The following is a 14,575-nucleotide window of genomic DNA, read 5'->3' on the forward strand; positions in this document are numbered from 1 at the left end:
TGTCAGGTCTCGATGACGCGGGTCACGAACGGCGTCATCCCTGAGAGTCGCACCGGCGAAACCTTCACCGGCACACCGGTTTGCTGCGCCTCGATCATTCGGCCGTTGCCGAGGAAGATCGCTTCGTGTTGACTGCCGCCCGGTCCCCAGAACAAGAGGTCACCCCGCCGTGCCTGGGCCGGGGGAACATGCCTGCCCGCGGTGTACTGATCTCCGGACCACCGCGGCAGCAACACGCCGACACCGGCGAACGCATAGCGCGTCAACCCTGAACAGTCGAAGCCGACAGTGTCCGCACCAGAATCGATTCCCCGACTCGGGCCTGTCAGGCTGCCGCCTCCCCAGGAGTACGGCACACCCAATTGCGAACCCGCCCTTCGGATCACATATTCGATCGCCTGCGGGCCGTGGACCCGGCCGTTACGCACCGCGGTCACGCCTGATGGCGAAGCGTCGATGATGCCCAAACTGCCGAGAAACTGACGACCGAGGCCGAACGTGGTGTCGGCCGCGATCCGCGTTGCGTTGATTGATGCATTGGCGATCGCGACCGGATCGCCCGGTGCACCGGCACTTATACGTTGCGGCAACGTCGGATCCCACTGGGCCGGGTCCGCGCGAGCGACCCCTGCGACCAAAGGTGACAACGCCACAAGGCCGCCCAGCACGATTGCTTCCCTGCGACGCAAGGCGGCCTCCACTCGTCACGACTTATTTACGTATTTACTACGTACGTAAGTAGACAGTATTAATTGCCCGAAAGACCAGTCACGACTGCGTCTCGCTTTGATCGCCGGTTGGCCGCGGTCGCCAGTACAGTCGGGGGTGAGAGCGCAGAGTGGAGGCGGTGATGACGAGCGACCGGCGGCTGACGATCGTCAGTGCGTGCCTGAGCGGGGCACCGTGCCGATACGACGGCCGCTCACGGCCCGACCGCGGCGTGATGGACGCTGTGGCCTCCGGGCAAGCGCTGCCGCTGTGCGCCGAAGTGCTCGGTGGCCTGCCCACGCCGCGGCCCGCGGCCGAGATCGTCGGAGGGGACGGCTACGACGTGCTCGACGGACGTGCGCGAGTCGTCTCCGTCGACGGAGACGATCTCACCGCCGCGTTCATCGCCGGAGCCAAGGCGGTCGCCGATGCCGCCGTCGAATACGGGGCACACCACGCCATCCTGCAAGCCCGTAGTCCGTCATGCGGATGCGGATCGATATACGACGGAACACATTCGGGAACTCTTCAGGCCGGCGACGGTGTGGTCGCAGCAGAATTGCGCCGCCGCGGCATCCGCGTCGAAGAGCGGTCGGGCCGCAAGCCGACCGATGTCGGCGGGAATACCTGAGCCGGTCCGGCTTGCTCCCACCGCTCCGCTCCGGCGCCGCCGACGACCACGCCGTGGGTTCCGGGATGATGGAGATCATGACTGTGCGCCTGATTCGCATCATGCTCATGGCGACCGTGGTCGCGACGGTCCTGGTATGGGGTTCCGACCCCGGTCGCGCCCATGCAGCTGAGGCGTCGCCGGCCGGGGACGCTCTGTCCGTCGGCGATCCCGCGGCGCCGGGCCAGATCGAACTGTTCGTAGATCCGCTCTGCCCCTTCAGCGGGAAAATGGTGCGCGAGCAGGGCGCTGAAATCGGTCGGCGCCTCGAAGCGGGCAAGCTCCACATCGGCCTACGGTTCGTCGATTTCCTCGACAAGTACTCTGCGAGCGGCAACTACGACAGTCGCGCGATTTACTCGGCCTACACCGTCGCCGACCATTCGCGCTCGAGCGAGGTCACGTGGCGGTTCATCGAGCAGATCTATGCCGCCGACCAGCAACCGAAGGAACAGGGTTCGACGGATCTCAGCAACGATCAGCTCGCCGACCTGGCAGGCCGGGCCGGTGCGCCACCGTCGGCGCAGGACATGATCCGGCTCGGATTGCCCGTCCCGTACGACGGCCACACCGTCGCCGCGAACAACCTGCCACTGCTGAGGCAGTTCCCCGAGCCTGGGGTGCCCCTCGTGGTCATCGACGGCAAGGCGGTCGACGGAAACTCCGACTGGCTCGACCAGCTGCCGGCCTGACCGGCCGGGTTCAGGAGAGCGCGTCGAACAGCGTCGCCAGCTGACCTGGAGAGACCGACACGCCGCACTGACTGCGCAGCGATGTCAACGGACGCGCGATGGTCTGCAGATCCAGGAATTCGCCTGGGTGGGCAAGGAAGTACGCGCGGATGGCCGTCTCGGCATCGCCGGTCGACTGCGTGCCCGCCGCGGTCAGCACGTCGTTGGCCTGCGGGTGCGCGTCCAGGTACGCGCCGGCCTGGGCCAGCACCCCGCTGGCCGTGGTGGCCATCCCGCTGGCTGAGCAGGGCGGCGCAGCCGCAGCGGTCGGGACGGCGACGGTGAGAGAGGCGAACGCCCCGAGCGCGAGCATGGGAATCAGTTTCACACCCGTTATCCTCCGGCAAACACGGCGATATGGTGTGCGTTGCCCAAAACACGGGTTTCTTTTCTGACATCACGATCGCACCTCGGCGATCACCGGAACCCTGTCCTGCGGCTTGCCTGACCGCTACCGCAACAAATGCAGTTCGAGTAGCCGAGTACTCAAGCAATGCGGCCGCCTCAGCGCGACGATATGCGTTGAACCCGCCCGAATGGCGGCCCGACCGGAATGGAGGCTGCGCCATGACGACGTCACCGAAGGCCGCCTCACACTTCGACGAACGCTCTCTGGTGGGTATCAGCACGTCAGCGAGTGCCGCAGTAGCGGTCGGCTTGATATGCACCTATCTGGACAGTCCACCCGAAGTGACGGGCACTCTTGTCGCCGCCGCTGGTGGACTCCCCGCCGCAATCGAGTACAGCCTGCGAACAAGACAGAGAGATGTGGTTGACGACATCTCGTCAGTGAAGAAGGGCGAGTTGCAGCGCCCTGTAGGACTTTTGGTCGTCATGCATACCGCGACCGTGCTCCTGATTGAGGCTGCTTGTGCGTTGATGCCACTTCCACGGGGATTGAGTTTGGCCGGCATGGTGATGTTGAGCGCATCGATTTGTGCAGTGCTGGCATTCCTCGTCGCATCACGCGTTGCGCACTACCTCGGTGAGCACCCGTACCGCTGGACCGCTGTTGCTGTCACAGCGGCATATCTTATTGAGGCAATCATCTTCTTGGCGTTGAACGTCGCATTCGGTGATGGCAACAGTGGTATGCCATGGTCGGGATGGTGGCGCGACGTGTCATTCGGTTTCACGTACTACCTGCTCGCCCTCGTCGGCTCCCTCGCGGGAGCATGGTATGCCGGGCGCCGCCACGCCACATTCCTGCGGCGAAAACTACAGCGGATGGAACGCAGGGCGGGACACCGTGCTGATCAACAGATATCCGCGGTTCCGACACAATCATTCGCAGCATCCGGAGACGACCTCCTGAACCGACTCACGAAACTCGCCGAGATGCGAGATGACGGTGTACTGACCGAGGCCGAGTTCCAGGCAAAGAAGGCCGAAATCCTGGCTCGAATCTAAGCCGTTCGGAGCGTCTTCGGCGTACGACACATGACTGACGACTGAACCACCTGACGACGAATCCGCCGCGTCAGTATGCCCCGTTGTCGCGCAAGCGAATCCGGGCCGGCAGCAGTGCCCAGACGGCGCGGCCGGCTTGGAATCCGAGCGAGATCGACAGCATCGACACCAGCATCAGGATGATCGCGTTGGTGCTGTCGCCGTCGCCGCCGACGATCTCGGTGATGCCCACCAGACCGATCGAGCTCGGCACCATGAGCCAGAAGCCCGGCGCGAGCAGAACCCGTGACGACGGCGTCATGCGTAGCTCCCCCAGCGCCAACGTGCACAGCATGAGCGCCAAGCCGCCACCGAAACCGCTCGTGTACGCACCGAAAAGCTGCGCGGTCCCGAACTGGGCGGCGTAGCTGACGTAGAGGATGAGCAGCAGCCACGGCAGGAACCGGCGGGGCGGCCCGTGGTAGAGCATGATGCCCACGCCGTACACAGCGACTCCGACCCACGGCGCCCAGGCGCCGAACGTATTTCGCGGCACGTCGGTCAGTTCCCATTGGGTGATGCCGAGGGCCTGGATGGCCAGCACGATTCCCAGGGCGAGCTGAGCCAGGCGGGTGAACCCCTGAGTCAGACGAGCTGCGGCCGAGACGACTTCGCCGGTGGATGCCTCAAGTATCGCCAACGTGATTCCCACGCCCGGCAGAAACAAGGTCAACGGCGGGATGAGCACGCGCAGGCTGTCCTGGCCCATGTGCAGCCACCGCCCGATCGTGAACGCCGCGAACGTGACGATGAACGCGCAGAAGAACGGCAGGAGCCGGAGAAACGCGGCGTTGAAGCGGGCGACGATGTCGAGCGCCCCGACGAGCAGCCCGAAGCCCGTTGCCGCGACCAGCCCGGCGGGCGTCGGCTGCAAGATCAATCCGTATGCCGCACTCTGGACCGCGTACCCGATCATGTTGACCCACCAGGGAAGTGGGCGAGGTAGAGCCAGTATCCGGGTGAGTTCGGCAGTCCCGTCCGCCGGACTGATGGTGTTTCGATAGGTTCTGCGCACCAGCCCGCCGAGCTGGAACGCCTGGTCGTAGCGCAGCGCGGTGCCGACGTGCTCGATGCGGCTGTTGCAGGATTCGCCGACCTGGATGTAGTTCGGCAGGATCAGTAGGCGCGGTTCGAGGTGGTATCGGTCGCTGGCCCCGGCGAGAACCTTCCGCACGTAGTCGACCGAGTAGTCGGCCGCAAGCATCGCGGCGCCAAGACGCGCCAGGTAGTCGACGGCGGCCCAGGCTTCGTCGTCGACGTGCTCAACGGTCTCGGACACGATCGAAACTGTAGATCGTTTCCGGGTCGAGGATGCCGACATTGCGCACAGAACTTCCGGCCGGCAGCAACCCGCGATCCACCGAGCGCAGATGTGGCGGTCATCGCCGTTTGAGCTCACTGACCAGCTGGTACACCCGATCGCCGACACGTACGCAGCGATTCAATTGTCGCGAATAGCAATTTGTCGCAACGAAGACTTCGCGATGATGGGCGTCCACCGGAACACGGAATGGTGTCACGGGGTTTGAATTGTGGTGACATGGCCAATCCTGTGAGCGGTGGTGGCGCCGCGTGGGTTGCCGAGGAGCGCCGCCGCAAGGCGTATCCGGAAGGGCAACCCGGGCGTTGAGACCACAGCGTCGTTCCGGGTGTCGCCGCGGGGATGGGGATGGACCAGCAGCGGGAACTCACCATCGAAAGGTTCGAGGAGGTTCAAGCACATGAGCGTTCAACCCCACGGCCAATCCCGTCACGGCACCGACCACGCACACGACCATCACGCCGGCGGCAGTGTCAACGCCATGGCAGTCAGCGCAACGCTGCATTGCCTGACCGGCTGCGCCATCGGCGAAATCGTCGGGCTGATCATCGGCACCAGCCTCGGCCTGAGCAACGTGGCGACGATCCCCCTGGCGATCGCGTTGGCATTCGTGTTCGGCTACACCCTGTCGACGTTGCCCCTCCTGAGGGCAGGCCTGGCGATGGGCACCGCACTGAGCGTCGTGTTGGCCGCCGACACGCTGTCGATCCTGACGATGGAAATCGTCGACAACATCGTCATGGCTGTGCTGCCAGGGGCGATGAACGCGGGCTTGGTCAACTCCGTGTTCTGGATCGGCATGATCATCTCGCTGACCGCAGCGTTTTTTGCCGCCTATCCGGTGAACCGGTACCTGCTGCAGCGCGGCAAAGGACACGCCCTGACACACGAGTACCACCACGCTGCAAGCGAACCCAGCGGCGCGCGGCGGTTCATTCCCGCCTTCAGCACCGGGGCTCTGGTGGCAGCGATCACCGCATTCATGCTCGGCGGCTTGGTTGTGTCGGTGGCTGACGAGCTGGCTGCGCCCGCGGCCCCCGTCGAACACGTGCAGTGATCACGCCGCCACCAGAGGCAGACCCGTGGTGTGGATCGTTCGCCCTGGGGTGAAGCGAACTCTCCGACCGGTCGGGGACTCATCGTCTCGCAGCCGCGGGAAGTCCCAGACAAGCTGAGCCGTACCCGACATCTGCAGGCTCGTTGCGGCACGGAAGTCCAAGAAGAGCAGCGCGGCCGCAGGCTCCACGACGATGTTTCCCATGCTGTTGAACAGGTTGTTGCCGGGATAGTCCGGCCACCACAACTCGCCGTCTTCCACTCGCACGAATCCGCTGGGACCGCCACGGTGAGACGTGTCTGCGCCGCGGGACGGATGTGAGGTACCCAGGATGAATGTGTCGGCACGGGACACCTGCTCCAGGTGCACGGCCCCGACTCGGCAGTGAGTGCTGGCGACGGCGTGCGCCCCGTCAGGCACAACGGTGCGCTCAGCGGTCGGTTGCCGGATGTACTGCGGACAGTTGCCATATGCCTGGTCGGCGGCGACCTCGAACCCGTTGTCGTCGACGACACTCAAGGCTCCGTTGATACGCAGGCGCCTGCGCCGGTGAAAGTCGATGAACAGCAACCCGATCTGTGCGCCGCGCGACAACTCGTGCAGCGGGTCGCCCGGCAGGGGACGTCCCTTGACCCGCAACGTCGCGCGGTCGGCGCGGCAGAACCCGCGCTCGCCATAGACGGCCGAGGTCCAGAGCGTGCCGGCCGAATCACGAGACGTGATGAACGCGAGATCCCGATCGGCGACGAAACCGCTCATCGCATCGCTGAACTCACGAGCGCCGAGCATCCGGGTGAGACGCAGAGCTTCGTCGGCCAAGCCCGCCTGCCGCTGGACGAACAGTTCTCCTTCGTGGAAGACGCCGCTCGACGACACGCCCTGCCGCGCCCTAATCGAAGAAACCACAGGACGGCGCTGCACCCGCGATGGCGTCCTCCTTCGGAACACCGGCGGGCGCACACACCTCGAGGCGTACGCCGTCCGGGTCGACGAAGAAGATGCCCCCGGAGTCGAAGGCATCGCTGTGCGGCACGATCCGGCCGTCGTACAACAACTCGATGCCCAGACCGCGCACCCGGTCACGAACGCGTTCGACGTGGTCCACCGACTCGACGTGGAACGCCAGGTGGTGCAACCCGGGAACTCGCTCCGAGAAACGACCGTCACTCTGCTCCCACAGCGTGATGGCGAGCTTGTCGAGAAAGTCATCGGACGAGACATCGGGGTTGCCGAGGAATGCGAACCGCTGTCCCTCCTCCGTGGACTGGCCGAGTACTTCAAGGCCGAAAACGTCCTGATAGAAGGCACACGATCGGTCCAGGTCAGTGACGTTGAGTCCGATGTGACCGGTCCGCAATGCCATGATGACTCCACTCGTTCAAGTACGATAACTAACCGTCATTAAGGACTATTGCAGGTTAGCAATGGAACAGCAAGCATCGGATCCAGGCAGCGACGCGCACGCGCCGCCCCGATTCCTCTTCGTGGGCGGCGACGTCAGCATCGACTTCGTCAACACGCAGATGATCGAGAGCGGCCGGGAAGTCGACCGGATCTCCACTCCGCAGGAGCTGGCGGCGTGGGTCGCGGCGTCGAACCTCGGCACCGAGTTCGGTGTACCGACTGACATCGCGTCGACGATCTACACCCAGGCGATCCCCCTTCGGGGGGCGCTGAGAGCGTGCTACAACGCGCTGATCGACGAACAACCCATACCATCACCGGCATTGAAGTCGCTCAATGCGGTTCTCGCGTCCGCTCCGGGCACCGAAGTCCGCCGGCTGTCGACACAAGCGCTGCACCATGCACCTCGCGTAGATCTCGCGAAGGACGCGAGCCACCTGCCCTGGTTGCTGGCCGACGCCGGCGCGCAGCTGCTGTGTAGCGACAGAACCACATCGCTACGACGCTGCGCCAACCGCGAGCACTGCATGCTGATTTTCCTCGACACGTCACGCAGCCATACGCGGCGCTGGTGCAGCATGGACCTGTGTGGAAACCGCAGAAAAGTGGCGGCACACAACGCGCGGGCACGCCGGCGGCAAACCCGCTGAAATACGACTACAACTGCTGGTCAACCGATTTCGATCGGCCGGATCGGCAGAACATGACTACTGTCGCTGATATGCGAAATGTCATCGCAGTCGTGCTCGGCATCGTCGGCCTGTTCACCGCGCTGTCCGGCCTGCTGTTCGCCCTACAGGGCTTCGGCGTCGTCGGCGGTAGCCCGATGAGCAACACCACCACCTGGTCGATCCTCGGTCCGATCATCCTGCTGATCGGTGTCGGCATCGCCCTGGTTGGGTGGCGGGTGAATCGCTCACCGCGACCACGCGGCTGAGCAGGCAGCGGTGACCCCGAACGGCCACCGCTGCCGCTCGCGATCAGTAGATCTCGCGGTACAGCTCGATGATCTCGTCCTTGCTCGGAACGCGGGGGTTGTTGCCGGGTGACCCCGACGCCAGCGCCTGCTCGGCCATGATCTCCAACCGGGATTCCCAGTCGCCCTTGTCAATTCCATACGACTGCGGAGTGGGAACCTCAACGTCTTCACACAGCTGCTGGAGTTCGGCCACGAGCGCCGTGGCTGCCTGACCGCTTGCTACGGACTCTCCGACAACTCCCATCGCTTTCGCGCAGTCCGCATACCGGTCCACCGCGGACTCGATCGAGAACTTTGTCACGGCGGGTAACAGCATGGCATTCGAAAGGCCATGGGCAACATGGAAATGCCCGCCGATGGGCCGGCTCATCCCGTGAACGAGAGCGACGCTGGAGTTGGAGAACGCCATCCCGGCCTGGGTGGAGGCCAACATCATCGCCTCGCGGGCGCGCTGGTCGGCGCCGTCGGCATAGGCGCGGCGCAGGTGCTGCGATATGGATCGCATGGCTGCGAGCGCAAGCGCGTCGCTGAACGGGCTGGCGCGCCTGCTGACGTAAGCCTCGATGGCGTGGGTCAGCGCGTCGACCCCCGTGTCGGCGGTGAGACGGGCCGGCATCGAAACGGTCAGCTCGAAATCCACGACGATGGCGATCGGCAGGAACGACAAGCCGGGGCACAGCATCTTCTCATCGCTGTCGTCATCTGTGATCACTGTGAATTGCGTTGCTTCCGAACCACTTCCGGCGGTCGTCGGGACCGCGACAACGGGAAGCGCCGAACCGGTGTAGGTGTTCGGCGCTTTGTAGGACGCGATGCTGCCTCCGTTGGCGGACAACACCGCGAGCGCCTTTGCGGTGTCCATCGGGCTGCCACCGCCGAACCCGATGATGCCGTCGGCACGGTGGGCCTTGACGAGGTCGAGCCCACCCGACAGCGACGTGATCGTCGGGTCTGGCACGGTCTCGGAGAAGACCGCGGCCTCGGAGCCGGCCGCGTGCAGCGTCTTCACCAGCCGTTCGACCTGGCCGGTGTCGGTCAGGTACCGGTCGGTGACCAGCACGGGACGCCGGATGCCGAGCTGTGCGACAACCGTGCCGAGGTCGTCGACGGCGCCTGCGCCGATCTTGGCGAAGCGTGGCAGCGCGATGTTGGTGACCATGTCCCAGTCCTCAGTTGTTTTCGGGGAAGCCGAGGTTGATGCGGCCGTGGCTGGGGTCGAGTACCTGCGTGGTGTCGGTCATACTCCCATGCTCAATGGGCATTACTGCATCGGTCAACGGCCAATGCTGCACATTGCGGTGCAGATCTGCACGTGTAGGTTGGGCGTCATGCAAAGCGCGGACAACCTCCGTTTCTTTCTCGAAGTCGCCCGCACCGGTCGCCTCAACGAAGCCGCCCGCAATCTCGCGGTCGACCACACGACGGTCGGACGACGAATCACCGCGCTGGAGAAGGCATTCGGGGAACGGCTGTTCGACCGCTCCCCCGGCGGATGGCATCTGACCGAGGCCGGCGCGGATCTGCTGCCGCGTGCGGAGTCGGTGGAATCGGCGGTGATCGCGGCCTACGACGCCCGAGCCTCGGCGGCCGGGCCGCTCACCGGGACAGTGCGCATGGTGGCCACGGACGGCTTCGGGGCATTCGTGGTGGCGCCCCGACTTGTGGAACTGCGGCGCACTCATCCCCATCTCGACATCGAGCTGATCACCGCGACAGAGCACGGGTCGCTGTCGGCCCGTCAGTTCGACATCGCCGTGACACTCGAGGAGCCGCTGCCGCGCGCAGTGCAGGTGCAGCGGCTCGCCGGCTACGACCTGAGTCTTTATGCCACACCGGAATACCTAGCTTCGGCACCACCCATATCCGGACTGGCGGATCTGATCGACCACACGCTGATCTGGTACGTCGACGCGCTGCTCGACGTCGCGCCGCTGCGGATACTGGATTCGCTGCCCCACAAGCAGCGGGTGGCCGTGCAGACCAACAACATCACCGGCCACTGGACAGCGGCCCGCAGCGGATTGGGTGTCGCACCGCTCCCGCGGTACCTCGGCGAACCCGACCCGGCGTTGAAGGTGGTTCTGCCCGAATCATTCTCGGCGCGCCGCACCTACTGGCTGGTGATCCCACGCGAACTACAGCAGGTCGCGCGGGTACGGGCGGTCGCACAGTTTCTGCGCACGACTGTGACGACCAACCCGTACCTCACCCACCTGGGCTAGCGGTTCACAGATCGGGATGCTGCTTGTTCCACGGCGTGGCGGCCTGGAACGCGCCGACCACATCGACCAGTCGCCGCTCGTCGAATGCGCTGCCGACCATCTGCAGGCCGACCGGAAACGGGTTGCCGGCTTCGGTCGTGGTGAAGCCGCCGGGGAACGTGATGGTCGGCAGCTGCGACAACGTGAACGGCACGGTGAACCGGTGAACGCCCGCGGTGGTCTCGTCGTCCATCCGGATCATCTTCGCTACCGGAGGCGCGATGAACGACATCGCCGGGATCAGGACCGTGTCCACCTGCGCAAGGGCGGCCTCCATCTGGCCCTTGAAGATCAACCGTCGTAGCAGCAGCTCGTCATACTCGATGCCGGACATGGCAATTCCGCGATCGATGAGCTCGCTGAGCGCCGGGCCATAGCTGTCTTTGTGCTCCGGATACAGGCCGCGGTGCGCCCGCGCGGTCTGCACGGCACACACTCCGAACCAGTCGGTGATCGCCTCGGTGGGGTCGGGCAACGTGATGGGGGTGAGCTCGGCGCCGAGATCCCGCAGCACCTGCTCGGCTTCCCGATGTGCCTTCTCGACATCGATGCTGACGTCGCGGTAGCTCCATTCGGGGTCGATGCCGATCCGCACGCCGCTCAAGGATGCCGGTGTGGTGGCGGCGAACTCGGGAACGGGCCGCAGCGACGCCGTGGGATCCCGAGGGTCGGCGCCGGCGATCGCCCCCAGGATCAGCCCCGCGTCGCGGGCCGAACGGCAGATCGGGCCCACGTGGTCCAGCGTCGCGGCGAGCTCGACCACACCGGCCCGGCTGACCCGGCCCCATGTCGGTTTCAGGCCAGTGGCTCCGTTAGAGGCCGACGGCATGCGTATCGACCCGCCGGTATCGGAACCCAGTGCGCCATAACACAGTCCGGCCACGGGAGCGACGCCGCTGCCGCTCGACGACACGCCGACCCAGCGGTCCGCGTCCCAGGGATTCAGCGGAGCGCGGAACGGGGGTGTGTGCTCGGTGTATACGCCTTCGGTCGTGTGCACCTTGCCGACGATGACCGCACCCGCCGCGTCGAGCCGTTCGACGACTGTCGCGGTGCTGGTCGCGATCTGCCCCGACCGCACGGCCATCCCGGCCTCCGTGCGCCATCCACGCTTGTCGTAGATGTCCTTGATGGCCAGTGGAATTCCGTCGAGCGGGCCACGCGTCGCATCCGCTTTGCGGCGTTCGTCGGACTCGGCTGCCTGGGCCAGCGCCTCTTCCGGTGCGACGAACGCGTATGCGCCGAGCCGCTCGTCAACCGTGGCGATCCGGTCGAGGGTCGCCTCGGTCAGCTGCCGCGAAGTGACCTCTCCGCGGTCCAGCAGATCCACCAACTCGCAGATCTCGCGGTAATGCAGTGCGTCGCCAGGTGCATCGCTCATATCGTCAATCCTTCTGTACCGTAACTGTTTCGGTTTCACTCGAGCGCTTCGGCCACTTCGGTCCTGTTGTCGTCCGCTGTATCGTCAGCGTCCGCGGCCTGCGTGGTTGAACCATACTGTGACCCCTTGGTCAGGATCGCGAGGGGGATGTAGACGATCGGCCCCACCAGCATGGCCGCGAACGAGGCGAAGTGCATCGGGTAGGCGCCCGCAACGCCCAGCGCTCCCACGGCCAGCCCGGCCGCCAGTGCCGCCATTCCACACAGGTTCCAGTCTTTGACCCGGCCCTCGCGGTATTCGATCTGGCTGCTGGGAGCCAAGCCGAGCAGCTTGCGGCAGACGAAGTAGTCGCTGAGCAAGATGAAGATCCAGGTGTTCGTCATGATGCCGGTCACCGCGAGGAACTTGTCGGTGTACTGCAGCACGTTGATCGGATACAGCACCACGCCGAGGCCGACGAGCAGCACCATCCACCACTGCCTGCCGATCTTCTTGGGAGAAAGGACATCCCAGGCGTTGGAGAGCGCGAGCGAACCCGAATAGAGGTTCATCACATTGATCCGCACCTGTGTGAGGATCGCGAATATGACTCCGAGAACACCCATCACGACCGCAAAGATCAGCCCGGGGTCGGTGGCGGCGAGTTCCTGTTCCCCGCGCGTGCCGTCGAAGTGCGAGATCATCGTGAAACCGAGGAACACACCGAGCACCATCACGACGGAGATCATCAGCAGCTCGACGAGCATGACGCCGGCCGTCCCGGCGTAGGAAACCGATCTCTTGACGAACCGTCCGTAGTCGGTGGCGATGAGTGCCTGGAACACCACCTGGCCGTTGGCCAGGCTCAGCGCCTGCCACATCGCCGTGGCCGTCACGCCGTCCTGTACGGCCCACTCGCCCGGCCCGACCAGGACGTAGCCGTTGGCCAGCATGACCATGCCGATCACGAACAGGACCAGGAATATCGGCATGCCGAACCGCTGCAGGATGTTCATCGAGTGCATGCCCCGCCACGAGTAGTACAACGCGATGAGCGCGACGACCGCGAACACCACGCTGGCACCCGCCGAATCGATTGAGATTCCGGCGATCTCACTCAGGCCATGCGAGACGATGCTGCCTTCGAAGATGAAGTAGAAGACGTAGTTGACCGCGTAGACGAACGAAGCGATCGCCGAGCCGCGCGCCCCGAAACCCAACCCTCGCGACAGCAGGGGCAGCGACAATCCTTCCTGGCTGGCGATCCGCATGACCAACGCTCCGACCACCGTGGCGCCGATGACCATGTATGCGATCGGGATGAGCAACGCCGGCCAGCCCACCAGGAAGCCCATCTGGCCACCGAGGGCGAACCAGAACATCGCCGTCACGTTTCCCGTGAGCACGAGGAGAATGGCGGGCCGGCGCCACCGTTGGCTGTCGGGTACCCGCGTGGTCGCATAGCTCTCGATCTGGTCGTCGAGGCTCGTCGCCGGTCCATGGAAGTAACTGCTGAGGCTCAACGCGTGAGTCCTTTCCCGCCTCCGGTGCACGCGCCGATGCCTACGCACACGGGAGGTGATCGATCCGATGCAAGACCGCAGGAGCACTGGTGTCGCTGCCGGTATGTGGCCGCACATCCTTGCGATGTGAACTACATCTCAACGTGCGGGAAGATCGAAGTCAACGGACAGTGCTGCACACTGAAGTGCAAAAACGCACGCCTAACTCGCGCGATTGTGCAGACTATGAATATCCTTGGCGTCCAACAGTATCCAAGCGTGCAGCGCATCACGCCTTCAGTGCCGCCGTCCACGGCCAACATCGGCCACGGCGCCATCGGAGAACGGTGTGCCGGTTTTTCGCAATCGCCTGCATGAAATTTGGTAGCACCCTTATCGCGGGGTTTCTAGGCTACGTGCGCGCGGTCTCCGAATAGGCGGCGAGAACGCGCGAGGCCGCCCCGTCTCCGCTCCACCGGAGGCGGGGCGGCCGCTCCCGACGCTTACGGGTTACTGCCACAGATGACCGGCCGGAACGAGTTCAGCTCGGCCGGAAGTTATTTCACTCACCGCAGAGCTCAAATGCGCCGGGTCGGCACAGAGCACCCTGATTACGGCCTTCTGCCCGTACTCCACGCCGTCCACGGCGAACCTTCGCCCACGCAATTCCGCCTCGACCCAACCAGCTTCGGCATGGTCGACCGCGAGCGTGAACACCTGCAACCGCGCCCGCGGACGTAGAGTCGCGGTATCGATCGCAGCCGTGACCGTGCCGGCGTAAGCGCGGGTCAGCCCTCCGGCACCAAGTTTGATTCCCCCGTAGTAGCGCGACACCACCGCCACCACATTCACCAGTTCTCGCGCCCGCAAGGCACTCAGAATGGGTACGCCTGCTGTTCCGCTGGGTTCCCCGTCATCACTGCACCGCTCGATCCGACTCGCGACTTCGTCACCCACGATGTAGGCGTAGCAGTGGTGCCCGGCGCCGGCATCCAATTCGCGTGCCATCGAGATGAGCCCGTTTGCATCCTCTTCACTGTCGGCGCGGCGCATTCGGCCGACGAACCGCGACCTCTTGATCGTCTGCTCCGACTGAGGCCTGACCTCAGGATCCAGAGTGAACGACATACGTC

General features: G+C 64.8%; 16 protein-coding genes. 7 read left to right on the forward strand and 9 right to left on the reverse strand.

Annotated features, from left to right (window positions below; genetic code table 11):
- Positions 1 to 2: 2 nt before the first annotated feature.
- Positions 3 to 653: an NlpC/P60 family peptidoglycan endopeptidase RipB gene (gene ripB, locus G6N67_RS08205; RefSeq protein WP_370466336.1), complete on the reverse strand. Its 651-nt coding sequence runs from the start codon at positions 651 to 653 to the stop codon at positions 3 to 5.
- 197 nt (positions 654 to 850) lie between these two features.
- On the opposite strand from ripB, the gene G6N67_RS08210 reads away from it, so the two are divergent.
- Entirely contained in the window at positions 851 to 1,339 is a 489-nt protein-coding gene (locus G6N67_RS08210) for a 2-thiouracil desulfurase family protein (protein ID WP_036435623.1), read from the forward strand.
- Positions 1,340 to 1,440: 101 nt separating this feature from the next.
- The gene (locus tag G6N67_RS08215) at positions 1,441 to 2,070 is read left to right on the forward strand and encodes a DsbA family protein (RefSeq protein ID WP_163642503.1); all 630 of its coding nucleotides are present in this window, start codon (positions 1,441 to 1,443) and stop codon (positions 2,068 to 2,070) included.
- Between the two features lie 10 nt (positions 2,071 to 2,080).
- On the opposite strand, the gene G6N67_RS08220 is transcribed toward G6N67_RS08215, so the two are convergent.
- Positions 2,081 to 2,437: a heme-binding protein gene (locus G6N67_RS08220; RefSeq protein ID WP_036433015.1), complete on the reverse strand. Its 357-nt coding sequence runs from the start codon at positions 2,435 to 2,437 to the stop codon at positions 2,081 to 2,083.
- 239 nt (positions 2,438 to 2,676) lie between these two features.
- On the opposite strand from G6N67_RS08220, the gene G6N67_RS39110 reads away from it, so the two are divergent.
- Positions 2,677 to 3,519, forward strand: coding sequence for an SHOCT domain-containing protein (locus G6N67_RS39110; protein ID WP_229479728.1), 843 nt, complete (start codon positions 2,677 to 2,679; stop codon positions 3,517 to 3,519).
- Between the two features lie 70 nt (positions 3,520 to 3,589).
- Here the strand turns inward: G6N67_RS39110 and G6N67_RS08230 are convergent, their stop codons facing one another.
- Positions 3,590 to 4,837 carry a threonine/serine exporter family protein gene (locus G6N67_RS08230; RefSeq protein ID WP_051578736.1) on the reverse strand — a complete coding sequence of 416 codons (1,248 nt, stop codon included), beginning with the start codon at positions 4,835 to 4,837 and terminating at the stop codon, positions 3,590 to 3,592.
- A gap of 442 nt (positions 4,838 to 5,279) precedes the next feature.
- On the opposite strand from G6N67_RS08230, the gene G6N67_RS08235 reads away from it, so the two are divergent.
- On the forward strand, positions 5,280 to 5,936 hold the full coding sequence (locus tag G6N67_RS08235; RefSeq protein ID WP_229479726.1) for a DUF4396 domain-containing protein: 657 nt from the start codon (positions 5,280 to 5,282) through the stop codon (positions 5,934 to 5,936).
- Here the strand turns inward: G6N67_RS08235 and G6N67_RS08240 are convergent, their stop codons facing one another.
- Both G6N67_RS08240 and G6N67_RS08245 read right to left on the reverse strand, forming a co-directional pair.
- On the reverse strand, positions 5,937 to 6,812 hold the full coding sequence (locus tag G6N67_RS08240) for a pyridoxamine 5'-phosphate oxidase family protein (protein WP_036433013.1): 876 nt from the start codon (positions 6,810 to 6,812) through the stop codon (positions 5,937 to 5,939).
- 13 nt (positions 6,813 to 6,825) lie between these two features.
- Positions 6,826 to 7,299: a VOC family protein gene (locus tag G6N67_RS08245; RefSeq protein WP_036433011.1), complete on the reverse strand. Its 474-nt coding sequence runs from the start codon at positions 7,297 to 7,299 to the stop codon at positions 6,826 to 6,828.
- A 121-nt stretch (positions 7,300 to 7,420) separates the two neighbouring features.
- Here G6N67_RS08245 and G6N67_RS08250 point away from each other — a divergent pair, with 121 nt between their 5' ends.
- Positions 7,421 to 7,990 (forward strand): CGNR zinc finger domain-containing protein, encoded by a 570-nt coding sequence (locus tag G6N67_RS08250; RefSeq protein WP_163642145.1) that lies wholly within the window; start codon positions 7,421 to 7,423, stop codon positions 7,988 to 7,990.
- 71 nt (positions 7,991 to 8,061) lie between these two features.
- Complete coding sequence (locus G6N67_RS08255) at positions 8,062 to 8,277, forward strand: hypothetical protein (protein WP_036433009.1); 216 nt, start codon at positions 8,062 to 8,064, stop codon at positions 8,275 to 8,277.
- A 43-nt stretch (positions 8,278 to 8,320) separates the two neighbouring features.
- Here G6N67_RS08255 and G6N67_RS08260 read toward each other — a convergent pair whose 3' ends face one another.
- Positions 8,321 to 9,478: an iron-containing alcohol dehydrogenase gene (locus G6N67_RS08260; RefSeq protein ID WP_036433007.1), complete on the reverse strand. Its 1,158-nt coding sequence runs from the start codon at positions 9,476 to 9,478 to the stop codon at positions 8,321 to 8,323.
- Positions 9,479 to 9,647: 169 nt separating this feature from the next.
- On the opposite strand from G6N67_RS08260, the gene G6N67_RS08265 reads away from it, so the two are divergent.
- Positions 9,648 to 10,541 carry a LysR family transcriptional regulator gene (locus G6N67_RS08265; protein ID WP_036435612.1) on the forward strand — a complete coding sequence of 298 codons (894 nt, stop codon included), beginning with the start codon at positions 9,648 to 9,650 and terminating at the stop codon, positions 10,539 to 10,541.
- Positions 10,542 to 10,545: 4 nt separating this feature from the next.
- Here the strand turns inward: G6N67_RS08265 and G6N67_RS08270 are convergent, their stop codons facing one another.
- The 3 genes from G6N67_RS08270 to G6N67_RS08280 form a co-directional block, all read right to left on the reverse strand.
- Positions 10,546 to 11,961, reverse strand: a complete 1,416-nt coding sequence (locus G6N67_RS08270; protein WP_051578734.1) for an amidase — start codon at positions 11,959 to 11,961, stop codon at positions 10,546 to 10,548.
- Between the two features lie 35 nt (positions 11,962 to 11,996).
- Positions 11,997 to 13,463, reverse strand: coding sequence for a purine-cytosine permease family protein (locus G6N67_RS08275; RefSeq protein ID WP_036433005.1), 1,467 nt, complete (start codon positions 13,461 to 13,463; stop codon positions 11,997 to 11,999).
- A gap of 489 nt (positions 13,464 to 13,952) precedes the next feature.
- The gene (locus G6N67_RS08280; protein WP_036433003.1) at positions 13,953 to 14,570 is read right to left on the reverse strand and encodes an IMPACT family protein; all 618 of its coding nucleotides are present in this window, start codon (positions 14,568 to 14,570) and stop codon (positions 13,953 to 13,955) included.
- Positions 14,571 to 14,575: the final 5 nt, after the last annotated feature.

The sequence above is a fragment of the Mycolicibacterium mageritense genome, from assembly GCF_010727475.1.
GTDB classification, from domain to species: Bacteria; Actinomycetota; Actinomycetes; order Mycobacteriales; family Mycobacteriaceae; genus Mycobacterium; species Mycobacterium mageritense.